General features: G+C 62.3%; 26 protein-coding genes. 4 read left to right on the top strand and 22 right to left on the bottom strand.

Features of this window, described 5'->3' with window-relative positions:
* Positions 1-31: 31 nt before the first annotated feature.
* From UB31_RS18075 to UB31_RS17975, 21 genes are all read right to left on the bottom strand, one after another.
* Positions 32-457 (bottom strand): hypothetical protein, encoded by a 426-nt coding sequence (locus UB31_RS18075; RefSeq protein ID WP_045011825.1) that lies wholly within the window; start codon positions 455-457, stop codon positions 32-34.
* Complete coding sequence (gene ptsP / locus UB31_RS18070; protein ID WP_045011824.1) at positions 454-2,052, bottom strand: phosphoenolpyruvate--protein phosphotransferase; 1,599 nt, start codon at positions 2,050-2,052, stop codon at positions 454-456. Before ptsP ends, UB31_RS18075 begins: the two co-directional genes overlap by 4 nt.
* Positions 2,053-2,055: 3 nt before the next feature.
* Positions 2,056-2,370, bottom strand: coding sequence for an HPr family phosphocarrier protein (locus UB31_RS18065; protein ID WP_045006932.1), 315 nt, complete (start codon positions 2,368-2,370; stop codon positions 2,056-2,058).
* Positions 2,363-2,764, bottom strand: a complete 402-nt coding sequence (dhaM, locus tag UB31_RS18060; RefSeq protein WP_045011823.1) for a dihydroxyacetone kinase phosphoryl donor subunit DhaM — start codon at positions 2,762-2,764, stop codon at positions 2,363-2,365. Before dhaM ends, UB31_RS18065 begins: the two co-directional genes overlap by 8 nt.
* Entirely contained in the window at positions 2,761-3,375 is a 615-nt protein-coding gene (dhaL, locus tag UB31_RS18055; protein ID WP_045011822.1) for a dihydroxyacetone kinase subunit DhaL, read from the bottom strand. The genes dhaM and dhaL overlap by 4 nt, the downstream gene beginning before the upstream one ends.
* Positions 3,372-4,379, bottom strand: a complete 1,008-nt coding sequence (locus UB31_RS18050; protein WP_045011821.1) for an ABC transporter ATP-binding protein — start codon at positions 4,377-4,379, stop codon at positions 3,372-3,374. Before UB31_RS18050 ends, dhaL begins: the two co-directional genes overlap by 4 nt.
* A complete protein-coding gene (locus UB31_RS18045; protein ID WP_045011820.1) occupies positions 4,372-5,469 on the bottom strand; it encodes an ABC transporter ATP-binding protein in 1,098 nt (365 codons plus the stop codon). The genes UB31_RS18050 and UB31_RS18045 overlap by 8 nt, the downstream gene beginning before the upstream one ends.
* A gap of 6 nt (positions 5,470-5,475) precedes the next feature.
* Complete coding sequence (locus UB31_RS18040; protein ID WP_045006937.1) at positions 5,476-5,688, bottom strand: hypothetical protein; 213 nt, start codon at positions 5,686-5,688, stop codon at positions 5,476-5,478.
* On the bottom strand, positions 5,685-6,638 hold the full coding sequence (locus UB31_RS18035; protein WP_045011819.1) for a carbohydrate ABC transporter permease: 954 nt from the start codon (positions 6,636-6,638) through the stop codon (positions 5,685-5,687). Before UB31_RS18035 ends, UB31_RS18040 begins: the two co-directional genes overlap by 4 nt.
* Positions 6,635-7,594 carry a carbohydrate ABC transporter permease gene (locus tag UB31_RS18030; RefSeq protein ID WP_045011818.1) on the bottom strand — a complete coding sequence of 320 codons (960 nt, stop codon included), beginning with the start codon at positions 7,592-7,594 and terminating at the stop codon, positions 6,635-6,637. Before UB31_RS18030 ends, UB31_RS18035 begins: the two co-directional genes overlap by 4 nt.
* Positions 7,595-7,696: 102 nt before the next feature.
* Positions 7,697-9,043, bottom strand: a complete 1,347-nt coding sequence (locus tag UB31_RS18025; protein ID WP_045006940.1) for an ABC transporter substrate-binding protein — start codon at positions 9,041-9,043, stop codon at positions 7,697-7,699.
* Positions 9,044-9,412: 369 nt separating this feature from the next.
* Positions 9,413-10,174 (bottom strand): SDR family NAD(P)-dependent oxidoreductase, encoded by a 762-nt coding sequence (locus tag UB31_RS18020; protein ID WP_045011817.1) that lies wholly within the window; start codon positions 10,172-10,174, stop codon positions 9,413-9,415.
* A 20-nt stretch (positions 10,175-10,194) separates the two neighbouring features.
* On the bottom strand, positions 10,195-11,934 hold the full coding sequence (locus UB31_RS18015; RefSeq protein WP_045011816.1) for a nitrilase-related carbon-nitrogen hydrolase: 1,740 nt from the start codon (positions 11,932-11,934) through the stop codon (positions 10,195-10,197).
* Between the two features lie 14 nt (positions 11,935-11,948).
* Entirely contained in the window at positions 11,949-12,938 is a 990-nt protein-coding gene (locus UB31_RS18010) for an acetamidase/formamidase family protein (protein ID WP_045011815.1), read from the bottom strand.
* A gap of 30 nt (positions 12,939-12,968) precedes the next feature.
* Positions 12,969-13,688, bottom strand: coding sequence for an ABC transporter ATP-binding protein (locus UB31_RS18005; RefSeq protein ID WP_045006944.1), 720 nt, complete (start codon positions 13,686-13,688; stop codon positions 12,969-12,971).
* A gap of 1 nt (position 13,689) precedes the next feature.
* Positions 13,690-14,406, bottom strand: a complete 717-nt coding sequence (locus UB31_RS18000) for an ABC transporter ATP-binding protein (RefSeq protein WP_045006945.1) — start codon at positions 14,404-14,406, stop codon at positions 13,690-13,692.
* The gene (locus UB31_RS17995) at positions 14,406-15,470 is read right to left on the bottom strand and encodes a branched-chain amino acid ABC transporter permease (protein WP_045006946.1); all 1,065 of its coding nucleotides are present in this window, start codon (positions 15,468-15,470) and stop codon (positions 14,406-14,408) included. Before UB31_RS17995 ends, UB31_RS18000 begins: the two co-directional genes overlap by 1 nt.
* Before the next feature lie 15 nt (positions 15,471-15,485).
* Complete coding sequence (locus tag UB31_RS17990) at positions 15,486-16,358, bottom strand: ABC transporter permease subunit (RefSeq protein ID WP_045006947.1); 873 nt, start codon at positions 16,356-16,358, stop codon at positions 15,486-15,488.
* A gap of 93 nt (positions 16,359-16,451) precedes the next feature.
* A complete protein-coding gene (locus tag UB31_RS17985) occupies positions 16,452-17,705 on the bottom strand; it encodes an urea ABC transporter substrate-binding protein (RefSeq protein ID WP_045011814.1) in 1,254 nt (417 codons plus the stop codon).
* A gap of 10 nt (positions 17,706-17,715) precedes the next feature.
* Positions 17,716-18,381, bottom strand: a complete 666-nt coding sequence (locus UB31_RS17980) for an ANTAR domain-containing response regulator (protein WP_045011813.1) — start codon at positions 18,379-18,381, stop codon at positions 17,716-17,718.
* Positions 18,378-19,538, bottom strand: a complete 1,161-nt coding sequence (locus UB31_RS17975) for a transporter substrate-binding domain-containing protein (RefSeq protein ID WP_045011812.1) — start codon at positions 19,536-19,538, stop codon at positions 18,378-18,380. The genes UB31_RS17980 and UB31_RS17975 overlap by 4 nt, the downstream gene beginning before the upstream one ends.
* Positions 19,539-19,631: 93 nt before the next feature.
* Between UB31_RS17975 and UB31_RS42830 the strand changes: the two genes are divergently transcribed.
* A complete protein-coding gene (locus UB31_RS42830) occupies positions 19,632-19,757 on the top strand; it encodes a hypothetical protein (protein ID WP_283806086.1) in 126 nt (41 codons plus the stop codon).
* A 176-nt stretch (positions 19,758-19,933) separates the two neighbouring features.
* A complete protein-coding gene (locus UB31_RS17970) occupies positions 19,934-21,124 on the top strand; it encodes a MalY/PatB family protein (RefSeq protein ID WP_045011886.1) in 1,191 nt (396 codons plus the stop codon).
* Positions 21,125-21,174: 50 nt separating this feature from the next.
* On the opposite strand, the gene UB31_RS17965 is transcribed toward UB31_RS17970, so the two are convergent.
* Complete coding sequence (locus tag UB31_RS17965; RefSeq protein WP_045011811.1) at positions 21,175-21,885, bottom strand: GntR family transcriptional regulator; 711 nt, start codon at positions 21,883-21,885, stop codon at positions 21,175-21,177.
* 170 nt (positions 21,886-22,055) lie between these two features.
* Here UB31_RS17965 and UB31_RS17960 point away from each other — a divergent pair, with 170 nt between their 5' ends.
* A complete protein-coding gene (locus UB31_RS17960; RefSeq protein WP_045011810.1) occupies positions 22,056-23,330 on the top strand; it encodes an aminotransferase class III-fold pyridoxal phosphate-dependent enzyme in 1,275 nt (424 codons plus the stop codon).
* A 94-nt stretch (positions 23,331-23,424) separates the two neighbouring features.
* On the top strand, positions 23,425-24,960 hold the full coding sequence (locus UB31_RS17955) for an ABC transporter substrate-binding protein (protein ID WP_045011885.1): 1,536 nt from the start codon (positions 23,425-23,427) through the stop codon (positions 24,958-24,960).
* The last annotated feature ends 5 nt before the right edge of the window (positions 24,961-24,965 follow it).

Genomic DNA, 24,965 nt, shown 5'->3' with positions numbered 1-24,965 from the left:
AGTGTCCTCCCCGTCAGGTCTAAAGTTCAGATCATCCAACGCTTTCTGCAAAGCGTGCGAGCTGCGCGGCGAAATCCACGATCAGCTGTTCGAGCGCACGATTCTTCTTGTCGTCACCAAGCTCAGGTACGGTCACCGAAATGATACGCGTGCGTGCTTCGCGATGGGGTGCGCGCAGTCTTCCGGGATGCGCACGGCCATACGCATCGAGAAATGCCGAACGCTCGGCGCTGGACAAATGGCAGACGTCGAAGATAACCGCGACATGCTTCGCCGGGATCGGCACCAGATAAGCCGGATTCGTGATTTGGCTCACGAAAGAGCGATTCTTGCCCAACGCTGCCGCAAGCTTCAGCCGCGTCCCCGACGGCCGATTGTCGAGTACCTTTCGCAGGATTATTTTGTATTCCGCGACGTTCTTGTCACCAGGCGTGTCCGTGCCGACATCGTCCTTCATGAACCCACCTTTGCGATTGCGGCCTTGAGCCGTGCGACGGCAATCGGCGACACCGAGAGAGTCGTCAATCCGGTCGCGAGCAGCATCGTCGTCAGGTGAGTGTCGGCCGCGGCGTCGCCGCAGAGGGAGACTTCGACACCGCGCTTTTGTCCGGCCTCGACGGTTGCGGCTATCAGTGCCAGCACAGCTGGATTGCCGGCATCATTGAGGTCAGCGACTGCGCCAATATCGCGCGCCGCCGCCATCGTGTACTGGGTCAGATCGTTCGAACCGATGGAATAGAATGCAGCGCCGAAATCCGCTGCACGGAGTGCCGCCGCTGGAACCTCGACCATAATGCCGAGCGGCGGGAGAGCGCAGGCAATTCCGTTCGCCTTGAGGGTCGCGAACTCCGCATCAAGCATGGCACTCGCGCGATCGAGCTCCGAAGGGACCGCGATCATCGGCAGCATCACCTTCAGCGTCCCATGCGCGGCAGCACGGGAGAGTGCCCGCAATTGCACGCGAAACACCTCCGGCCGCGCCAGCGAAAGACGGATGCCGCGAAGGCCGAGAAACGGATTGCGCTCGCCGTCGACGGTCAAACCGGCGATCGGCTTGTCGCCGCCGGCATCGAGCGTGCGGATCGTCACCGGCCTTCCCTTGGCCCAGTCGAGAATGCGCCGATAGACAGCATATTGGGTGTCCTCGTCCGGTAGCCCGTGGGACGCCTCGAACAGAAATTCCGTGCGCACCAAGCCGATGCCGTCGCAGATCTTGGGATCCAGATCTGCGAGGTCCTCAGGTGCGGCGACGTTGAGAAGAACCGCGATCTGTCGGCCGTCGGCCGTACAAGCAGGCTCGAGGCGACCGGCATCGGCGGCGGCTTGCGCAGCATTCGCCGCCGCCAAGCGTCGCTCGAACAGCCGCCGCGTTTCCGGCTCGGGGTCGAAGACCACGATGCCGGCATCGCCGTCGACGAGCGCCAATGAAGGTGGCGGTCCGATCCACGACAATGGGCCGAGCCCGACCACCATGGGGGCGCCGCGCGCCCGTGCCAGCATGGCGACATGCGAGGAAGGTGAGCCGGCGGCCAGTGCGATGGCGCCACCACGTGACCAGTCGGCAGCGAGAAAGGTGGAAGGCGAGATGTCGTCACCCGCGATGATCGCCCCGACCGCAATCTTCGCGGTCGTATCAGCGCCGTTCAGACGCGCGAGCACGCGGTCGCGGATATCGACCAGATCCGCGGCGCGAGCACGGAAATATTCATTGTTCGCGGAACGATAGCCCATGATCTCCGCGTCGAGTGCCGAACGCCAGGCATGGTCAGCGGAAATGCCAGCCGAGATGGCGTCATAGGCTCCCTCCGCCAGCGCATCGTCTTCCAGCATTGCGACCTGGAATTCCAGGATGTCCGCAACCTCGCCTTCAAGGGTGCCGATCAGTTTGACCATCTCCGCCGTCGCACCTTCGATTGCTGCCTTCAATGCGGCCGCCTCCTGAGCGGGATCGCCGCTCGCCGCCCGTTCAGCAACAGCGGCGGTCAGCACGGTGACCGGTCCGATGGCGAGGCCCGGCGCGGCGGCACGGCCGGTGAGACGAATCTCGGTCACGCCTCACACCTCACCAAATCCATCATGCACCAGCGCCAGCATGGCCGCGAGCGCCGCTTCGCCGTCGGCGCCGGCAACGCGAAAATGCAACGTCGCGCCCTGTGGGGCCTTCACGCGCATCACCTTCACGGGACTCTTGGCGTCGGTCCAGGGGCCGTCTTCAGCGAGGGCAAGCTCGATCTTTGCGACAAACTTCTTCGCGCACTGTGTCAGCTTGACCGATGGCCGCGCATGAAGACCGACCTTGTTGACGAGAACCGCCGAGGCGGTCAGCGGCACCGACGTCTCACCTGCCCGGCTGGCGTGGGCATCATGCATAGAATTCCTCCGCGCTACGCTTGACCGCGGCGAGCGATGAACCACCCGAAGATTCCGTCGCTGCAATCACCGCTCCCTCAACCACCGGGGCATTACAGACGACAACGCGCGCCCTCCGATCTTCGGCCAGCATTTCTACCGCCATCTCAGAATTTGTCTCCGCCCCACCCAGATCAACCAGCACAGCCACACCTGCCGGCGACCATGCCGTCTCGATCGCCTCGAGGATTCCAGCAACATTCGTGCCGAGCCCGCCATCGACATCGCCACCTGTCCAGGCGAGCGGCACGGCGCTGCCTACCATCTGGCGCACCATGTCTGCCGCACCTTCCGCGATCTTGGGGGAGTGAGAAACGATGACGATCCCGACATTGCGGGCATTTGCACTGCTCATGAACTTGCCTCGAATTCCAGTACCTTGACTGCCGCACCGATCAAAAGGGACACTGAGCGCGAACCCGGGTCCATGTGACCAATGGAACGTTCGCCGAGAAAGGAAGCTCGGCCGCGAATAGCGAGCATCGGCGTGGTGCGATCGGCCGCTTGCGCCGCCTCCGCCGCAACCGCCCTGGCATCGCCGCCCCCTGCCAGCACGGCTTGCACCGGCACCAGGACATCCAGCAAGGTCTTCTGCCCGGCTTCCGAACGTCCGCGTGCCCTGACGGCATCGATCGCCTTGTCCGTCGCTGCGACGAGATCGGCCCGCGCCGGCTGCTCCGGGAGCGCCTTGCCTAGCTCCATGAAGAAAGTGCCGACCAGCGGCCCGGAAGCGCCGCCGACCTTCATCACCAGCGTCATCCCGATCGCCTTCAGCATTTCCGGCAGCGACTTGTCCGCGAGGCCGGGCAGTGTTGCAATCACAGCCTCGAAGCCGCGCTTCATGTTCAGCCCGTGATCGCCGTCACCAATCGCCTGGTCGAGGCTGGTCAGTTCGTTGGCGTGTTCGATCACCGACGCCGCAAGTGCCCGCACCAGCTTTTCCCTGGCCGCCCGATCGAGACTCATGCCGCGACCCTCCCCCCGGCCGCATCGAAGAACAGCGGCTTGTTGAGGCGGAGCGACACGGTGTCCCCGGCGCCGAGACTCGCTTCTGGGTCCGACAGCGTCACGACCGGTCGGCCGCCGATGTCGAGGTGCAGATAGCTCTGGTCACCGAGATGTTCGATCCGCGTGACGGTTGCCGACACGTCTCCGCCGCCGCGCGCAATCGTCAGGTGCTCAGTACGCGCGCCGACGGTCGCGGCCGCGGGCGGAACGCCGGCAAATAAGGCTGCCGGCAACAGGTTGATCGCAGGCTGGCCCAGCCGCGCCGCGACATGGGCGTTGATCGGATTCTCGTAAATCTCTCGCGGTGTACCGATCTGCATCAGCCGCCCACTCTCGATCACGCCGATGCGCGACGCCATGGTCATCGCTTCGGTCTGATCGTGGGTGACATAGAGGATGGTCGCGCCGAGATCAGTCTGGATGCGCTTGAGTTCGAGGCGCATTTCGCCGCGCAGCTTGGCGTCCAGCGACGAGAGTGGTTCGTCCATCAGATAGATCGAGGGCGAGCGCACCAGGGCCCGACCGATCGCGACGCGCTGCATCTGTCCGCCCGACAACTGCGTCGCCTTGTTGTCCAGCTTGGTTTCGATGTGGAGAAGACGCGCGACCTCCTGCACCTTGATGCGGATCTCGGCTTCGGGTACGCGGCGGATCGGCGCACGCAACGAAAAGGCCATGTTCTCGAACACGGTCAGATGCGGATACAGCGAGTATTGCTGGAACACGAAAGCCACGTCGCGATCGGCCGGCGCATCACCGGTCACGTCGCGTTCGTCGATCCGGACCGAACCGCTGTCCGGCATCTCCAATCCGGCGATGAGACGCAATGTCGTCGTCTTGCCGGCGCCCGTCGGCCCGAGCAGCGCGACGAATTCACCGTCTCCGATGGTCAGCGACAGATTGCTGACCGCCTGCGTTTTGTTGAACGCTTTGGAGACGGCCCTGATCTCGACCTTAGCCATGCGCACCTCCCTCATGCAACGCGGTGCGGATCGCCCGGCCCGACCCCTTGTCGAAGATCGACAGCGTATCCGGCCGAAAGTCGAGCCCAACACTCTCTCCGGTTCGAAACGATATGCTGGCGGGTGACCGGGCCTTGAGCGCACCATAGCGCGTCGTCACGGTAACGATCTGCGTGGTACCGAGATATTCCGACCCATAGACCTCGCCCCTCACCATGCCGCGATCGGTGAAACGCACATGCTCGGGCCGAACACCGAGCACGAGATCGCTTTCCGCCAGCGCCTCGCGCGCGGCGGGAACCGCAACTTCGCGCTCGCCGAGCCGGATCGTCTGTGCACCGGCTTCCAGACTGCCGCGAAACGGCAGGAAGTTCATCGGCGGTGAACCGATGAAGTCGGCGACGAACAGCGAAGCCGGACGGTCATAGATGTCGCGCGGGCTCGCGACCTGCTCGACCACGCCGTTGTTCATTACAGCAATCATGTCCGCCATCGCCATGGCTTCCAGCTGGTCATGCGTGACGTAGACCGTCGTCGCACCGAGCCGCTCATGCAGCGCGCGCAATTCATGGATCATCGCTTCGCGCATTTCGGTATCGAGCGCTCCGAGGGGCTCGTCCATCAGAAAACACTTCGGCTTGCGAACAATCGCCCGCCCCAGCGCGACGCGTTGACGATCGCCGCCGGTGAGAGTCGAAACGGACCGATCGAGGAGATGGGATATGCGCAGGATCCGCGCGGCCTCCACCACCCGCCGATCGCACTCCGCGGCCCCGATGCCCTCACATTTGAGCGGAAAGCCGATATTGCGCCGGACGTTCATATGCGGATAGAGCGCAAATAGCTGAAACACGAAGGCAATATCTCGCGCAGAGGCGCGGTTCATCGTCACGTCATCGCCGCCGAGCCTGATGGTACCGGATGTCGGCAACTCCAACCCTGCGATCATCCGCAGCGTTGTCGTTTTGCCGCACCCGGAAGGGCCAAGCAGACAAAGGAACTGTCCGTCATCCACCGTGAAGCTCGCGTCCTTGACTGCGTGAAACTCGCCAAAGGATTTGTTGAGCGCTTCGACTCTGATCTGTGCCATCGAGCGCTACTCTCGGACCTTCGAGACAATTGTGAACATCACAGTCCCAAAGAGCGTGACTGCGAATGACCAGGAATAGAGCGTGAGAAAAAACGGCTGCATCAGCATGACCACGCCTGCGGCAATGATCGTCGTCGCGATGGCTTCCAGCGGACCACGCCGCAACATTCTGCTCGTCAAGCTGACGTTGGACGTGGACGTGTTCACATCAAGATTCATTTGCGGACGGCCCCAAAGGTAATGCCGCGGAGAAGATGCTTGCGCAGCAGCACCGTGAACACGACGATCGGCACGAGAAAGATCGTCGTGCCGGCGGCTACTGCGGGCCAATCCTGGCCGCCCTCGCCGATGATGATCGGAATGAATGGGGGCGCGGTCTGCGCGTTGCCCGAGGTCAGAAGCACCGCAAAGGCGTATTCGTTCCATGCAAAGATCAAGCAGAAAATAGCCGTTGCCGCGATTCCCGTGGTCGCCTGCGGTAGAACCACCTTCACGAACGCCTGGAAGCGCGTATAGCCGTCGATCATTGCCGCTTCTTCGTATTCGCGCGGGATTTCGTCGATGAAGCCCTTGAGAAGCCAGACGGCGAGCGAGACGTTGACCGACGTGTAGAGCAGGATCATCCCGAGCCGGGTATCCGACAGCCCGACGGTCCGGTACATCAGATAGATGGGGATCGCGAGTGCGATTGGCGGCATCATTCTGGTCGACAGAATGAAGAACAAGAGGTCGTCTTTCAGCGGCACGCGGAACCGCGAAAAACCATAAGCTGCGAGCGTGCCGAGCGCGACGGCTAGCGCCGTCGAACCAAAGGCAATGATCAATGAGTTGATGAAGCGCGGCACGTAGTTTGACGGTCCGGCGACAACCATGTTGCGGCTGCGCGCGATGTTGTCACAAAGCCCCTGCGGCGGACCCAGCGTCTGAAAAAACTCCGGGGTCTGGCGCGAGCGTGTGGTGAAGACGTTGCAATAGCCCTCAAGGGAGGGCTTGAACAGGACCTTCGGCGGATAGGAGATCGCGTCGTCAGGCGACTTGAACGAGGTGAGCACGATCCATACCAGCGGAACCATCGTGATGATGGCATAGAGTATGACGAGCAGGCCGGCGAAGCGGCGCGCGCTGGTCGACGGTTCGACGACTGAGTGGGCTGCGTTTGAGGCGCTCATCGGCTTTTCACCCGGTTGAGTGCCTTGACGTAGATGTTGGCGAGGCCGAATACCGTCACGAACAAAATGATTGCGAAGGCCGAAGAATAGCCGGTTCGCCAACTCTCAAAGGCTGCGCGCTTCAGTGTGATCGAGGCGACTTCCGTGGTTGAGCCCGGCCCTCCCCCGGTCAGCAGGTTGACCATGTCGAACATCTTGAAGTTCTCGATGCCGCGAAAGAGCACCGCGAGCATGATGAACGGCAGAGCCATCGGCAGCGTGATCGACCAGAACTGCCGCCAATTCGACGCGCGATCGACCTCCGCTGCCTCATAGATGTAATCCGGAATCGAACGCAGTCCGGCCAGGCAAATCAGCATCACGTAGGGCGTCCACATCCAGGCATCGACGATGACGATGGCCCACGGACTGAGGGTCACGTCTCCCAACATCTGGAACGACGAAGCCTCGCGCCCCGTGAAGAACGCGACCACATAGTTGAACAATCCGATCTGCGGCTGATAAAGAAAGGTCCAGAAATTGCCAACGACCGCCGGTGAAAGCATCATCGGCAACAGAATGATCGTGGTCCACAAGCCATGGCCACGAAATTTCTTGTCGATCAGGAAGGCAAGGCCGAACCCGAGCACGGTCTCGATCAGCACGGTCCAAACCACGAAATGCGCGGTTACCTGCATCGCCGCCCAGATATCTGGATCGGTCAGGATCGACTGATACCAATCGGCCCCGAGCCATATTGTCGGCGCGTTCGCCCGATTGGCGCGATAATTGGTGAACGACAGGTAGATCGTCCACACAAGTGGGAAGATATTGATCGCCAGCAGCAGCACGATCGTGGGCGTTATAAAAAGCCAGGCGAGCGCCTGGTCCGAAAGGCCGCGGATGCGACGTATCGTGCCTGGCCGGATCGGGACGGCCTGGTAGGTGATCTGGGATGAGGTACTCAAATCGTTCATGGCTATGGTCAATCCTGGCGTCGCGCCCGTGACTATGCGACGCCTGCGGGTTGTTGCCGAAGAGAGCCTGGAGCGCGCTTACGCACGCCCCAGGCCTTTGCCTTAGAACTTCTTGCCTTCTTCTTTGAAGATCGCCTTCCAGTCCTTTACCAGACCGTCGAGCGCTTCCTGCGCGGTACCCTTGTCCGCTACCACGAAGTCATGCACGCGCTTCTGTTCGGCTTGCAGGAGTTGCGCATAGGAGGGCTCGGCCCAGAAGTCGACCACCATTCCCATCGACTTCAGAAACTCTCCGGCAAACGGCGCGCTGTTCGGGAAGCCCGGATCATTCAACACGGACTTGGCGCAGGAATAACCGCCCAGCGCCCACCACTTCTTCTGCACATCTCCACCGGAGAACCATTTGATATATTGCAGTGCCTCGCCCTGGTTCTTGGAGTAGGAAACGACCGAAATCCCCTGCCCTCCGAGCTGCGTCGCTTGCGTCGCGGGGCCGGCCGGGTTGCCGAAGAAGCCGATCTTGTCCCCACCAACGTTTGGATCCTTGTAGAGGCCCGGGAAGAAGGCAAAGAAGTTCATCTGGAGTGCGACCTGGCCCGACTTGAACGCATCGAGGCCTTCAGACATGTAGGAGTTGGAGGCGCCGGGCGGCGTGCAGCACTTGTAGAGCTCTTTGTAGGCCTCGAGCCCCTTCACGGCGCCGGGCGAATTGACGAACCCGTCCATTGAATACGGCTTCTTCGGATCCTGATATTGGAAGCCGTAATCATAGAGATAGTTCGAAACGCCCATGGTGATGCCTTCCGAGCCACGCTCGGTATAGATCGAAGCGCCATAGACCTTCTTGCCGTCAATCTCGCGGCCCTGGAAGAATTTTGCGATGTCGCGCAGTTCATCAAGCGTCTTCGGCACGGCGAGATCGCGGCCGTATTTGGCCTTGAAATCCGCCTGGATCTCCGGCCGCGCAAACCAGTCCTTGCGATAGGTCCAGCCCACCGCGTCGCCCATGGCAGGCAGCGCCCAGTAGTTCGGGCTGTTCTTCGGCCACTCGGAATAGCCGACCACCGTCGCCGGCATGTAGTCGTCCATACTGATTCCTTCTTTCTTGAAGAAATCGTTGAGCTTGACGTACTGACCGTTCTCGGCAGCGCCCCCGATCCATTGCGAATCCCCGATGATGAGATCGCACAACGAGCCATGCGAATTGAGCTCGTTCAGGAAGCGGTCGGCATAGTTGGTCCACGGCACGAATTCGAACTTCATACCGACGCCGGTCTTGGCGGTGAAGTCCTTCGACAATTCGACCAGGGCGTTGGCGGGGTCCCACGCGGCCCAGCACAGCGTGATGGTCTTGGCCTGCGCATGCGCAGGCGTGGTCCCCGCTCCGACACCGAGCGCGGATGCAAGAACTCCGCAAGCAGTAAGAAGCGCCTTTACTGTCTGTTTCATAACGCTTTCCCTCCCAGTGGGGCCGGCCATCGACATGGCGCGACTCTCCAACCCGCTCGAATGCTTCGAGCAGAGCGATACAGTCCTTCACGGGCTGAACGACTAAACGGACGTTTCCTCGCGCCTACCTGGATTCTTAGGGATTCAGCCAGGCTCGATTTGTTTAGTGAACCACGAGATACTAAACATTGCAAGCAGGCTGTTCTGGGATGGAGTTCAAGCACTCATATGGGCGGCCCCACACACGGCCGGGCTCGACATGATCGATCGCTCAGCTGCAATGACGGCTGTTGTTTCGGACAAGCAGAGAAGATCTGCGCCACGGATAACGCGACACACCTCGTCGGATAGAAGCGCGGGTACGTCCTACTAGAGCTGCACTCCGCGCGTAAGCGCCCCGTCAACGACAAGATTTGTGCCCGTGATGAAACTCGCGGCGCGGCTGGCTAGAAACACCACGGCGTTGGCCATCTCCTGTGGAGTTCCCATCCGACCGGTGGGATTGAGCGCAAGTGCCGACTTGTAAAGCTCAGGATTGTTGTCCTTGATCATGTTCCAGACTCCGCCTTCGAAATAGGTATTGCCCGGCGAGACCGTGTTGGCACGTATGCCTTTGCCGGCAAGCTGATTGGCGAGACCCTGGGTATAGTGGATGATAGCCGCCTTGAAGGTGCCGTAGGGGCCCGCCGCGAAATCGACCTCGCGCCCCGAGACGCTGGAGATAGCAACGATCGCGCCGGCGGCGCTCTTCTCCAGATAGGGCATGGCCGCGTTCACCAGCCGGACGGTGCCCATCATGTCAGTCGAAAATTCCTTCTCCCAGCTTTCGTCATCTTGCCCGATCGCAAGCGCACTGACATTGGCGACGACGACATCGATGCCGCCGAGCTTGGCCGCCATATCGCCAACCCACGCCTTCAGCGCAGCCGCGTCTGAGACATCGACCGCACCACCATAAGCTTCGACACCCTTGGCCTTGAGCGCGGCGACTGTGCTCTCAACCTCTGCCCGATTGCGGGAACACACGCCAACGTCGGCTCCTTCGGCCGCAAATGTCTCTGCGATCGCACGGCCGATCCCCTTGGTGCTTCCGGTAACGAGAACTTTGGCGCTCTTGAGTCCCAGATCCATGGTCGGATTCCTTTCTTGGTTCAGTAGTTGCTTACGGCGCTCCTGATCAGCCCACGATAGCTGTGCGGCATGCGCATCGACACCAGATCTTTCCGCCGCACCACGTTGGTCGGATAGACGCTGTCGAGATTGCCAGTGTCGATCAGCGCCGTAGCAAGGCCCGGGCCGTTGGAAGCCATCGCCTCCCTTCGCGGGAATTCGAATGTGTCCGGGCCGAACACGCCGCTCAGACCGAGATAGCCTCGCTCGGGATCGACGACGTTAGCGAAGGCGAGGAACAAATTGTTCTCTCCGGCGCGCACGCGGAAATGATGCCAATGATACGAATCCGGGCCGGTCGGAATTGGCTTTGGCTGCGCCACATCCGTGCCGGCATGTGACGAACTGAAGCGGCCCCTGATCGCTGCCGGACACACGATGAGATCGCAGCCGCGCAATGCCAGCACCCGGCCTGCTTCCGGGAACGAGGCGTCGTGGCCGATCAACAGGCCGATGCGCCCGATCGGTGTGTCCACGACGGTCCAACTATCGCCGGCCGTCGCCCAACCCTGCTCGTCGGCCGCAAGATGCGTCTTACGATAGACCGAGATGTTCCCGTCGGGAGCGGCCAGGCAGGCGCTGTTGTAAAGTGTATCGTCGGCGCGCTCGGCCAAGCCACAGACGAGATAAACGCCGAGTTCCTCTGCGAGTTTCCCAAGGTGGTCGGTCACTGGCCCCGGGATCGGCTGCGCCGATTTCTCGTGATCACCGAACCCCGTCGCCGCAAGCTCCGGGAAGACGACGAGCTCCGCGCCACCGGCCCTGGCCTCACGCGCGAGTGCAGCGATCTCCCCGAGATTCTGGTCGACGTCATCGACAGGCGCAAATTGCGCAACACTGACCCGCGAGGTCTTTCCGGTCGGCCAGGGCTCATGCCCGTAGAGGCCAAAGAAGGCACGCGGGTTCCAGCTAAAAGTGTCGGAGAGCAGCTCCGGATAGAGCTCCGGCCGGCGTTGCGCAAAGACGGGCTCTCCGAGCACGCGCCGCGCCCGCGCGACATCGAGATCGATCTCCGACAACAGGATCCCATCGCCTTTGTCGAGGACCGCGATCACCCGCCCGTCCGGCGCGATCACGCAGCTTCCGCCGCTGAACTGCACCGTGCGTTCGAGTCCCCACCGATTGCTTTCGATGACGTAGCAACCGTTCTCGAAGGCGCGGCTGATCCAGTATGGCGCCGGCGTGCGCTCGGCCAGCCAGTTCGAGATGTGGCAGATGACGTCCGCGCCGCCGAGCGCCATCAGCCGCGCGGTTTCGACGAAGTGGATATCCATGCAAATCAGCAGCGCAATGCGCCCGATCGGCGTTTCGAACACCTGGTTGTGCAGATCGCCCGGCGCCGCCCATTTCGGCTCGGAGATGTAGGGATGCGTCTTGCGATGGCGGCCGACCACGCCGTCGGGCCCGATCAGCACGGCCGTGTTGAAGTAGATGCCGTCCTCATCGACCTCAGGCATCCCGACAACGATGTAGCAATCGTGCTTACGCGCCAGCGCCGCAAAGCGATTCGTCGTCGGCCCCGCCACCTTCTCGACAAAGGGTGCAACCTCGGCACGATCGAACCAGCAATAGCCCGTGGTCCCCATTTCCGGCGTGACGATGAGCTTCGCGCCGGCCACCGCCGCTTGCTCGCAGAGCTCGAGCAGGCGCACGATGTTGCGCTCCTTCTCGAACATCGTCGGCTCGAACTGAACGGCGGCGACCTTGTGGATGCTCGACATGACCTGACCGGCCCTCAAACTAGAAAAGACTTCTTGATAGAGGCGCCGAGCGTATATTTCGGATCGACCATGTTGCCGAGGCGGACGCGTCCGGCCTGGGTCAGGAGCATGTAAGCGTCGATCTCGTCAAAACCGTAGTCGGCCGCCATCCAGCGGCAAAGCTCGCGATAGGCGATGCGGGCCGCGTCCTCCATCGGCCGGGCCGAGCCGATGGTCATGATGAAATCTTTGGTCTCGAGCCGCGGCCACGGAATGGTCCAGCCCTTGATCAGATCGATCTGAACCGTGGTCACGGTCGGATGCTCGATGGCGACGCCGCAGAGCTCGCCATCGCCCTGCGCGGCATGGCAGTCGCCGAGATAAAGCAGCCCACCCTTGGTGTTGACCGGCAAGTAAATGACGGCGCCGACACCGACATCGGGAAGGTCCATGTTGCCGCCGTAATAGTCCGGAACCAACGACGAGATCGCCTCGATCTCCGGCGACGTGCCGATGGTACCGATGAACGGCTCATAGGGCAGCGTGATCTTGTCGTTCCATTTGGTTCCGGTCTTGGGATCGATCACGAGCTTCTTCACCCGCTCCGGCAGCGCCGGGTTGAGCAACGCGGTTTGCCCGGTCGAGACCAAGCCGCCGAAGTCCGGCATGACCACGGTGGTGCCGCACGGCTGCGGTCCGCGCGGCACGATGCGTTCGATATAAACGGCGAGCACGTCGCCCTTCTCTGCGCCGTTGACGTGGATCGGACCGTTCTGCGGATTGAGGAACGGGAAGTTGAGAATCTTGGACGGGCTATCGGTCTCGTGCTTGATTGCGCCCTCGAACGCGTCATGCGTCTCGGCGGAGACGACGGCGCCGGGATCGACCGTCAGCACCGGATTCACATAGGGGCCGTAGACATAGTGGTACTTGCCTTGCTCGGTTTCGGTGATCGTGTATTCCTTGCCGCGCTCGCCCTTGGCGACGCCTTTGCGTGCCATGATGGAATCGTTTTGCCAGGCCATTACTGTTTCTCCTTGGTTGGGCGTCGTTTTCTAGACTGCCAGATGGCGGCGCATCTCCGCTTCGTCGTCGAGCGCTGAACGGTCGAGACTTGCGACAATGCGGCCCTTGTCCATGACGTAGCAGCGCTGCGCCATGGCGCGGATCATGTCGAGGTTCTGCTCGACCAGGATGATGGTCACACCGGTCCTGCGGTTGAGCTCGACCATGTTGCGCGCAATATCCTGGACGATATTGGGTTGGATGCCTTCGGACGGCTCGTCCAGCAGGATGAGGCTCGGATCCGCAATCAGGACCCGCCCGATCGCCAGTTGCTGCTGCTGGCCGCCGGACATGGTGCCGGCACGCTGGGTCCAGCGTTCTGCGAGAATCGGAAACGCCTCGACGATCTTGCGCCGGCCCGCTTCGGGGATGCCGCCCCCCTTGATCGCGGCGCCGACCGCGACGTTCTCGCCGACGGTCAAGCGCGGAAACACGTCGCGCCCCTGCGGCACATAGCCCATACCGAGGCGAGCCCGCTTGTGCGCCGGGAGAGATTCCACCGCCTCGCCGCGATAGACGATCGAGCCGCTCATCGCAGGCACCAGCCCGATCAGGCTCTTCATCAGCGTGGACTTGCCGACACCGTTGCGGCCGATGACGGCGACGATCTCGCCTTCCCGCACTTCGATCTCGAGGCCTTGCAGCACAGGCTTGCCGCCATAACCGGCGCGCAGAGCCAGCGTCGAGAGGATCACTTCCTTGCGCGGCATATCAAGCATGGGCCTGCCCCAGATAGATCGCCGCGACACGCTCGTCGGCCACGATCTGGTCGATCGTGCCCTGTGCAAAGACCTGGCCGAGATGCAACACGGTCACGCGCTGGGCGACCTGGCGCACGAAGGCCATGTCGTGCTCGATCGCAAGCACGGTCATGCCGTCGGCATTGAGCCGCTGCACCATCGCGCCGGTCATGTGGGTTTCCTCCGGCGACATGCCGGCGGTCGGCTCGTCAAGCAGCAGAAGGCGCGGCTTCAGGCTGATTGCCATGCCGATCTCCAGCCACTGCTTCTGGCCGTGGCTGAGATTGCCGGCGGTCTGCGCCTGCTCACTCTCAAGTCCCAGGAACACGAGGAGCCGCTCAATCTCTTCTCCGAGCCGGGCGCCACGATGCTGGCTCTGCAAGGCAATTTCGAGATTCTGGCGGACAGACAGTCCCTTGAAGACACCCGGCACCTGGAACTTGACCGAAAGGCCGCGGCGAATTCGCGCAAACGACTTCAGCGCGGTAATATTGTCCCCAGCGAACAGGATGTCGCCGCTACCAGGATGATGCTCGCCGAGGATCAGACGGAACAGCGTGCTCTTGCCGGCACCGTTCGGACCGATCAGGCAATGGATCTCGCCAACCTCCAGCGTGAGGTCGACGGCGTTGGTGACGTGCAGGCCGCCAAAATGCTTGTTCAGCTTGCGAAGCTCGAGCAACGACATCAGCTGACCCTTTGGGTGAGGCGCGCGGCGAGCCGTCCGAGCCAGTTCATTGCGCCGAGGACGAGGCCGTTCGGGGCGATGAGGACGGTCAGCACCAGCAGCACGCCCATGAAGATGAGCGCGTACTGGCTGCCGTAGATCGTGAGTGCCTGGAACGCGGCAAGTACCACCAGCGTACCGACCACGGTCGATGTCAGGTCGCTGCGGCCGCCGACCGCGACCCAGATCAGCGGCAGCGCCGCCGCCGTCATGCCCATGCTCGACGGCGTGATGTATTGGCCCCACGCCGTGTAGAGCACGCCCGATATCCCCGCGAGCGCGGCGCCGATGACGAAGGTGATGAGCTGGTACTTGCGCACGTCGTAGCCCAGCATCTCCGCACGCTCCGGGTTCTCGCGGATCGCGACGATGACGTTTCCGAAGGACGAGTTCATCAGGATGCGCAAGGCCAGATAGACGAAGACCAAAAGGCCAAACACGAAATAGTAGAGCCCGACATCGGCGAACAGCACGATCGGTTCGCCCGGCCACGGAATCGTCAAAGGCGGCATCGCGCTCATGCCGTTGAAGCCGTTGAGCCGCGCGCTGCCGATGTGCCACTCGGGCCCTGCGGTCTGGGCCATGAAGCGCTCCAGCATCAGGGTCACGGCGAGCGTGACGATGCCAAGGAATACGCCGGCGATGCGGCCGAAGAACATGAAATAGCCGAGCAGGACCGCGAACAGCGCGGCGATCGCCACCGCAATCACCAGCGCCACCAATGTGAAGCCGTAGGCCGAGCCGAAATTGAGGGTAAGGACGCCGTAGCCATAGCCCGCGATCCCGAAGAACGCGGTCTGGCCGAAAGAGAGCGATCCGCCATAGCCCCAGATCAGGCAGAGGCTGAGCGCGATGAACACCCAGACGAAGAAGTAGACGGTGTTGCCGACCGTGTAGCCGTCGCTGAACAGCGGATAGGCCAGCGCGATCATCATCACGACGGCAAACAGGCTCCAGAAGGCCGGACCGCGGCCGACGGTCTGCGGGCCCTCGAGACGGCGAAAGAAGGAAACGAAACCGCTCACAGCGCCATCACTCCGTCAGGTGCGTTCGCGCAGCACGAAGCCGGAGATGCCCTTCGGCAGCACCCGGACCACGATGATGACGGCCACCAAAAGACCGATCTGGCCGAACAACTGACCCTGCCAGGACGTCATTCCGGACTTCACGATCGCGAGCAGGCCACCCGCAGGCGCCGTGCCGAGGAAAACGTCGGCGCCGCCGATCACCACGGTGACGAAGGCCTCCATGATGAAGGTCGCACCCATGGTCGGCACCAGCGTCATGGTCGGCGCGTAGAGACCGCCGGCAAGGCCGGCGAGCCCCGCCCCGCAGGCAAAGGTGAGGCTGTAGATCAGCCGCGTGTCGACGCCGAGCGCCGCCGCCATATGCGGTACCTGAATGGTGGCGCGCGCCAGCACCCCAAAGCGCGTCCAGTTGAACAGAGCATAGAGACCTGCCAGCACGCCGAGCGCGGCACAGAACAGCACGATGCGGTAGATCGAATAGGAATAGTCACCGACCTGGAAACTGCCGAACGGGGTGCCGACGCCCGCCATGGTGGAGCCCACCATGATCAGCGTGCCTTGCGTCGCGATCAGGCTGAGCCCCCAGGTCGCGACGATAGTGTCGAGCGGTCGGTCGTAAAGATGGCGGATGACTGTAAGCTCGACCAGGACGCCCACCAGTGCGGACACAATCGTGCCCGCCAGTATCCCGAGCGGCAACGGCAGGCCGGCATGCACCGTCGCAGCCGTCACATAGGCGCCGCACATGATGAACTCGCCATGGGCGAGATTGATCACGCCCATCATGCCAAAGATCACCGCGAGCCCGCAGGCCGACAGCACCAGGAACGCGAAGGCGTCGCCGAATTGATAGAGCGCCGAGAATACGAGGGTCGCGATGTCCATGAACCAGCCAGATCGATGAGAGGGGCGACGTCTCCGTCGCGGGTAGCCGTAGTCGCCCCGGCGTGCAGGGAACGCCGGGGCGACCGACCGCCGTCAGGGTTTCGGCGGCGGATTCGACGGCGTGTACTGGGCCATCGGATCTTTCTTGGTGAGATCGCAGCCGGCTTCACCGAGCCAATAGGGCTTGATGTCCTCCCAGGTCTTCGGGAAGGAAATCGAGTGATCGGCACCGACCTTGGCAAGATAGATCGTGTGCGACATGTGCTGGCTCTTCGGGTCGATACAGACCTTGCCCTCAGGCGCATCCATGCAGACATCGCCCATCGCGATCACCTTGCGGATGTCCTCGCGTTTGGTCGACTTCGCCCGCTCCACCATCTGCTTGTAGAGATAGACGGCGAGATAGGAGTTTTCCGCCTCTTGGTTCACATACGGCTCGCTCGGGAACTTCGCCTTGAACTTGGCGTAGAACTCCTTGCTCTTCGGCGAGTCGATCTCCTCGATGTAGTTGGTGGTGACGTACATGTCCTTCAGGCTCGGCGGCTTGAAGCGCTTGTGCTCGTAGCCCTGGCCGACGTTGACGGAGGATGCCATCGGCAGGTTGACGTTGGCGGAAGCCGCCTGCTCATAATAGGAGGCCTGCGCGGTGCCAACCAGCAGCGTGACGACGAAGTCGGGCTTGGCCTTCTGGATGTTCTGGATGCTCTGGGAGAACTGCGACACGCCGAGGGGAATGAACTCCTCGCCGGCCATCTTGCCGCCGTTCTCCTTGACGATTTTGCGCACCCACTCCGCCGAGATCTGGCCGAAATTGTAGTCGGCCGCGAGCGTGTAGACGTTCTTGCCGTACTTCTCCATCATGTAGGGAATGAGCGTGGAGAACTGCTGCTCCGGCACCGCGCCGGTGACGATCATGTGGCCGTCGCAGACGCCACCTTCATACTGGTTGTTGTAGAAGGCGAAGCCGTTGAACTGGTCGACGATCGGGCGATAGGCCTCGCGCGAGGCCGACGAGAAGCCCGCGAAGACGACGTCGACCTTGTCGCGCTGGAGCACACGGCGCATGAACTCCTGGTAGCGTGTGTTGTCGGACTGTGTGTCGTAGGGAACGAGCTCGATCGGCCGGCCCATGATACCGCCGGCCTTGTTGATCTCGTCGGCGGCGAGCTGGATGGCGTGGACCTTGCCGATGGTGGCGGCCGCGAAGTCGCCGGACTGATCCTCCAGCACGCCGAGCTTGATCGGATTTTCCGCCGCGAGTGCCGAGGGTGATCCGAGGTGTGATCCGAGGACAAGCGTCCCCGTGAGGGCTGCGGCACGCAGCCCCCGCAATACAGACTTGCTCATTTTGCTTCTCCTAGATGGCTTGCTTGTCGCCGCCTTGCAGCATGATGCCGGTCGTGCGGCCGGTCGTATCGGGCGGCTTCGCCCGCTTGCTCAGAAACTCCTCGCAATAGAGTTCCATGTTCTGCCGCGCGCGCATGCTTTCGCGACGGAGCCGGGAATAGGCACCCTCCTCGTCGAGGCCGTCCTGCTGCATCAGCAGGATGACGGCCCGGATCACCGCGCGGCGGCCGCGGCGGCGTTCCTCGAGGCCCTGCAAGCGCTCATACATCTCGGCGCGCAGCAGGAACTGGTTGATGCCCATGAAGAGCGACGTATAGACCGCGCCGCCATGCACCGGCTTGCGCAGAAACGAGGTGGCGCCGAGATTGACGAGCGCCTTGAGCCGGCTTGGCGCCTCGACGCCGACGAGGCCGATCACCGGCACCGGAGGCAGCCGCGAGGCCGGATTGACTTCGATCGCGACCGCGCCTTCGAGATCGCCGTCGACGAACAGAATGTCACGATCGGCCTGGAGGCCAGCGACGTCGATCTGCGCGCGGCCGTCGATAATTTCCGGATATTCGGTGGAGACGCCGAGCTTGGCGAGCGTCGTTTCGAGCGCGCTCTCCCATCCCCCTCGCCGGGTGACGACGATGGCGCGGCCGCCCTTGAAATTCTGTAGCAGTCGGGAGCTCATGATTGCACCACCTTCAACAGCGGAGAGCGCATCGCGCTGGCAAAGCGCGGCGACGACTGAATAAGGTAAGGATCGGGCGCGATCGGTTCGCGGGATTCCAGTAGCACCTCGAACTGCCCGTTGGCAGCCGAGCGGCCGATCCGCGGCGTGAGCCAAGCGTGAAAGGTCTGCCGGTCGATGCGGACCTCTCCTTGCGGGGCGCGCAACCGCTGATCGGCCACGGCGGCGCGCACCGTGCGGGCGTCGTCAGTGCCGGCCTGTGACAATGCCGCTGCGAGCAGCTTGACGGCGATGTAAGAGGATTCAGCATCTGCCGACGAGACCGGTCCGTCCGGAAAGGATGCCATATAGGCGCGAATAAACGCGGCATTCTCCGGGGAATTCAGCGAAGAGAAATAGACGCTTGAGGACAGATGTCCGTCGACGGCGTCCAGCCCGATCTCGGGCAATTCCGGTTCCGACAGCGTGCAGCTCGCGACCGGAATTTCGGATGCCTGATCGATACCGCGGGCGCGGCAAGCGGCCCGGAACGCGCGGAAGAAAGCATAGGCACTGGTGCCGATCAGATTGTTGAAGACGAAGTCGGGACGCTGGTCGATGATGGCCGCGATCACCTGGTCGACCTCGGTATCACCGACCGGGAGATAGCGCTCGGCGAGCACGGCGCCGCCGCGAGCGATCAATGCCTCGCGAAAGATGCGGTTGTTTTCCCAGGCCCAGATGTAGTTGGATCCGACACAGAACGCACGCGAGCCGACGCGGGACGCCAGATAATCGACCAACGGCAGCACGTGCTGGTTCGGTGCTGCGCCGGTGTAGATGACGTTATCGGAGCTCTCGAAACCCTCGTAGTGAGACGGATACCACAACAATCCATCGAACTTCTCGAAGCACGGGATCACCTCCTTGCGGCTCGACGAGGTGTAGCAGCCGACCACGTGCCGGATGCCGGAACCGAGAAGGTCGAGGCTGAGCGAACGATAGCGCGCAAGGTCGCCGGACGGGTTGACCACGACTGGCTCCAGCGCAACGTCGGTACCACTCGCATTGACCTCCTGGAACGCCAGCAACGCGCCGTTGAGGATCGAGCGCGCGACGACGCTGTAGGAGCCCGTCGTCGAGAACATCACGCCAATTCGATACCGCTTCTGCGTCATCACCCGATCCAAAACAAAAAAGCGCCCGTCGGCTGTGAAGCCGAGGGCGCCCTCGCCGCCAACCGAACACGCGATGAAAGCGTGGTGTTGGAAATGGTTGAACTCATCGCGTCGATGGGCCGTGTTGCCCTACGCTTGCACCATACGGTCGTTGAGATCAAATACGATGTCAAGCGCGTTGTTGCAGCGAAGCCTGCCGCAAAACATGCCGATCTGTAGCAAAACTGTGCAGGAGGCTGGTGATTGTCGGACGGAATGATTGACGACGGGCGGCGCTGATCGAACGCAAATAGACAACAGCGCCGAACAAGCTCGCCGACGGCAATGCGGTCGCCTACCATCTCGCGTAACCTATTCACATCGCCGACCCAATGAAAGCGCCGCGGACAGAGATCATGAACAGCCGAGAGACGATCAGCTTCGAACTATCGCAGCCTGCGCTACAGGCGCGCCGTAACGCCAAGTGGAACCAATACGACGCCGACGTCCTGCCTGCCTTCGTCGCGGACATGGACTTTGCCGTCGCCGCTCCGATACAGGCAGCAATCGAGCGCATCGTCCGGGATGGCGACTACGGCTATCCGCTACGCGACGGCCAGAAACCGGACCGGCTCGTCGCCTCAGCCTTCGCCAACCGGATGCAGTCCCGCTACGGCTGGGAGCTCTCGCCCGATCTCGTGCTGCCGCTGGCGGACCTGGTGCAGGGCACCTACGCACCGATCCTGGCGTTCTCAGACCCCGGCGATGGTGTTGTCCTCCAGGTCCCGAACTATCCGCCGTTTCGCGACGCCATCAGCACGACGGAGCGCCGGCTCCTGACGCTGCCGATGCGCGACGACGGGACCCGCTACGTCTTCGACATGGACGAACTGAAGGCGCTGGTTGACCAACGAACCCGCATCTTCGTGCTGTGCAATCCGCAGAACCCGACGGGGCGGGTGTTTTCCCGGGATGAGCTGCTGGCATTAGCCACGTTCGCCATCGACCATGATCTGATCGTTATTTCCGACGAGATCCATTCCGATCTCGTCTATCCGGGATATCAGCACATTCCGTTTGCCTCGCTTGGACCTGAGATCGCCGCGCGCACCGTGACTCTCAATTCGGCGACCAAGAGCTTCAACATTCCCGGCCTGCGCTGCGCGGTCATCGCTTTCGGCAGCGAGGACCTGCGCAAGCGGTTTCACAGCCGTATCCCGCTCCGCTTGACAGGTCAGGCCAATGTCATCGGCGCCGACGCAACTGTGGCTGCCTGGACCGAGGGGCAGCCCTGGCTTGATGCCGTGATGGATCACCTTCACAAGGCTCGGAACAGAGTTGTGGATGTGCTCGCGGCCGAAGTGCCTGAGATCCGCTTCCATGCCCCGGAAGCGACTTACCTGACTTGGCTCGACTGCCGCGAACTCCGCCTGTCATCAGCGGCGCATCAATTCTTCCTGAACAACGCCCGTATCGGATTCAGCGCCGGCGAAACTTTTGACCCCGGTAGTCCGCAATTTGTCAGGCTCAATTTCGCAACATCGATGCCGATCCTCGACGAAATTCTGGATCGGATCATAGTGGCCGCGCGGCGAAACGATCGGTGACGCACGCTGAACTGGCCCGCCGGCTCGTTCGAGGCAGTGTCGCGCGCTGACTATGTCACTGCGGCATCCAACTCCGACGGCGTCGCACCGGTTTCGATATCCTGGAGCAGTTGCAGCAATCTGGCGCCTCCCTCCAACAGATCGGCCTGGATCGACTGCTTCACGGCCTCGGGATTTCTCGCGGTCAAACCGTCAAGTACGTTGAGGTGCTGATGCCGTCCCGGATAGGTCGGTGTCGCATGCGGATACAGCATGTTGAGCAGAGGGCCGTTGCGAAGCCAGATCGTCTCGATCATCTCGAGCAGTTCGGGTGCGTCGGCCGCCTTGTAGAGCGTGTGGTGGAATTGCCAGTTCACCTGGACGGCCTCGCGCCAGCGCCTGCCGCGTTCTGCCGCGACCAGCGCCTGATGATACTTCTTGAGATTGGCGATATCAGCCTTGGATATCCGGGTGGTTGCGCGTTCGGCAGCCAGTCCTTCCAGCAAAATCCGGATACCGCGTAGTTCCTCGTACTGCGCTGCGCTCAGGCGGGCGACCTCGATCGAGCGGCTTGCCTGCATGTCAAGCACCCGCGCGCGCACCAACTGCATCAGCGCTTCGCGGATCGGCGTTTCCGAGACGCCCATCGTTTCGGCGAGCTCGCGGATCTTGAAGCGATGGCCGGGGCGGAATCGTCCCTCCATCAAGGCAAGCCGCAATTCCCCAAACACGCGGGCCGTCAGGTTGTCGCGGCCGACCAGACCGACAGCATCGTTGGACATCGAGTGGACCTGCTTTCCAGTCGAGAGGCGACCGATCTCTATGCGTGGCCCGCACGTCTGCCTGCGGTCTTTGCAAGATCAAAAGGCGAGAAAGGGTCTTCGCAGCTATGATATATCATATATTATGTTGGCGTCGCAACGGCGCGGCCGTCCGACACGAGGGACTTGCCATGGCACCTGATGACACCGCATCCGGGCTCCTGTCGCAGGACGAGGCGTTGCGGGCACGAGCCCTGAAGGTCATTCCCGGCGGCATGTGGGGCCACATGAACGTCGCTCGGCTGCCTCCCGGCTATCCGCAGTTTTTTCGCAGCGCCAGCGGCTGCCGCCTCCGGGATGTGGCGGGCACGGAATATGTCGACCTGATGTGCGGCTACGGACCGATCGTGCTCGGTTACAGCGATCCGGATGTGGAGGCCGCAGCCGCGGCGCAGCGCAGCCGCGGCGATCTGATGACCGGGCCGGCCGAATGCCAGGTCGAACTCGCGGAGCTCGTTGTCGAGACCATTCCGCACGCCGACTGGGTGCTGTTCGCCAAGAACGGCACCGATGCGACGACGGCCTGCGTGACCATTGCGCGTGCGGCCAAGCAGCGGCGCAAGGTGCTGGTGGCGAAGGGCTCCTATCATGGCGCTGCGCCGTGGTGCACGCCTTCGCTGGCCGGCGTCACCGCGGAAGATCGGGCCCACATCCTTCACTTTGACTATAACGACATTGCGAGCCTGGAGCGCGCCGCCGACGAGGCGGGTCGCGACCTCGCGGCAGTGCTGGTGACGGCGTTCAAGCATGATGTGAGACGCCATCAGGAGGCGCCGACGCTTGCCTTCGCGCAAGCGGTGCGGCGAATCTGCGACGCGGCTGGTGCGGCGCTGATTCTCGACGACGTCAGGGCAGGCTTTCGCCTCCACATCGGCGGCAGCTGGGAGCCTTACGGCATCCGGCCCGATTTGTGCGCCTGGAGCAAGGCGATCGCCAACGGTCATCCGCTTGCAGCGGTGACCGGCGCCGATCGCTTTCGCGACGCCGCGCAACAGGTTTATGTCACCGGCTCCTTCTGGTGTTCGGCTGTACCGATGGCGGCAGCGGTTGCCACCATCAAGAAGCTGCGTGCGACCGGCGCGGTCGCGACGATGGAAGTCATGGGCCGTCGGCTACGCGATGGGCTCGAGGCGCAGGCACGGTTGCACGATGTACGATTGCGGCAGACCGGACCAGTCCAGATGCCGATGATCATGTTCGAGGACGATCCGGATTTCGTGCTCGGCCATCGTTTCGTGCAGGAGGCGCTGCGGCGCGGCGTCTACATGCATCCCTGGCACAACATGTTTCTGTCCGCGGCGCATCAGGCCGACGACATCGATCGAGTCCTCGAGGCGACCGATGGAGCCCTCAAGCAGGTCGCCGCTTCAGCCGACCGACGCCAGTCCGCGACAATGGTCCAGTGAATGCAGCGGGAGCATTCATGCGGGTAAATGACGACTGAGACGCGAGCTCAACAGGAAGGCAGTTGTAATGACAAGCTTTTCGGCCATGTTTCGTATGATCACCGCGTTGGGCCGATCGATTGCCCTGCTGGGCGCGCTTGCGACCCCGCTCCATGCCGCTGAACCCACCCGCGGCGGCAGCCTCGTCTATGCCTATCTCTCGGGCCCGGGCACGCTCGATCCTCATGTCGCCTCGAGCCTGGTCGAACTCGAAGTCATTCACCACTTGTTCGAGCCACTGGTTGCGATCGACAATAACTATAACGCCAAGCCCGTGCTCGCTTCGAAAATCGAGACCAGTGCCGATGCCACAGTGTTCACCTTCACACTGCGCAAGGGCGTGAAATTCCATAATGGCAAGGAGATGACGTCGGCCGATGTGCTGGCGTCGTTCGAGCGCTATCGCAAGGTCAGTCCCAACGCCTCCGTGCTCGCCGATGTCGACGGCTTCGAGGCACCCGATCCCTACGGCTTCGTGATCCGGTTGAAGAAGCCGAACGCCGTGTTCGTCGACGTGCTGAAGTCGCCGGTCTATCCGTTCGAGATCTTGCCGGCCGAGCAGAAGGACAAGGCGGCGCGCGAGATCGACATCATCGGAACCGGTCCGTTCATGCTTGGCGAGTGGGTGAAGGACAGCCATCTCGTCATCAAGCGCTTCGACGGCTATGTGCCCGACGAGAGCTCGCCCGGGCCGGATGGTCTGGCCGGGCGGCGCACCGCCTATCTCGACCAGGTCCGCTATAATTTTGTGCCCGAGGCGAACGCCCGCGTCGCCGCCTTGCAGACCGGCAACGCCGACGTCATCGGCGACGTCCCCCGCGACCTCGCCAAGCGCTTCGACGGCCAAGCCAATATCACGACGCAGCAGATTTTCCCCTATTGCATGCAGGTGTTCGTGGTGAACACGCAGGCGGCGCCGACCACCAATCCGCTGGTTCGCCAGGCGATCGAGGCGGTGGTCAATGTCGATGATATCACCGGCGCCATGGGACAGATCTCGCGGCCCGGCCATTCATTGGTCTACGCGTCGAGCCCTTACTATCAGGGCGATGCGATGAAGCCCTACTACGACCAGCGTAACCCGGCCAAAGCCAAGGCGCTGCTGAAGCAGGCCGGATACAACGGCGAGAAAATCGTGCTCCAGACGAACTCCAACTATCCGAACTTCCGCGACGCCATCCTGGTCTTGTCCGAGCAAATGAAAGACGCCGGCTTCAACGTCGCGGTCGACATCGTCGACTGGACCACCAACGCGAGCAACATGCAGCGCGGCACCGGGGTCTGGAATGTGTCCACCACCGGCTATTGCTCGAATCCGCTGCTCGGTCCGCAACAATGGAAAGTGATGTTCTACACCTTTCCGCACGTCAAGGACGACCATGTTCTCGACGCTGCCTATGACGCGTTCTACGCCTCGCTCGACCCGCAAAAGCGCATCTCTGCCTGGGCCGATATCGAGAAGCGCGTGCTGGAGCAAGCCTACATGATCAAGATCGCCGACATGGGCACGATGCGAAGCTACAACGCCGCCAAGGTCGTGAACTTCATGCCCTATTATATCGTTCATTTCTGGGACGTCTGGCTGAAGTAGCGTCG

Origin of the sequence: Bradyrhizobium sp. LTSP849 (assembly GCF_000938255.1) — a bacterium.
Taxonomy (GTDB): Bacteria; Pseudomonadota; Alphaproteobacteria; order Rhizobiales; family Xanthobacteraceae; genus Bradyrhizobium.
The sequence above is the reverse complement of the archived record's forward strand: the minus strand, read 5'-3'. Positions and strand labels throughout refer to the sequence as shown.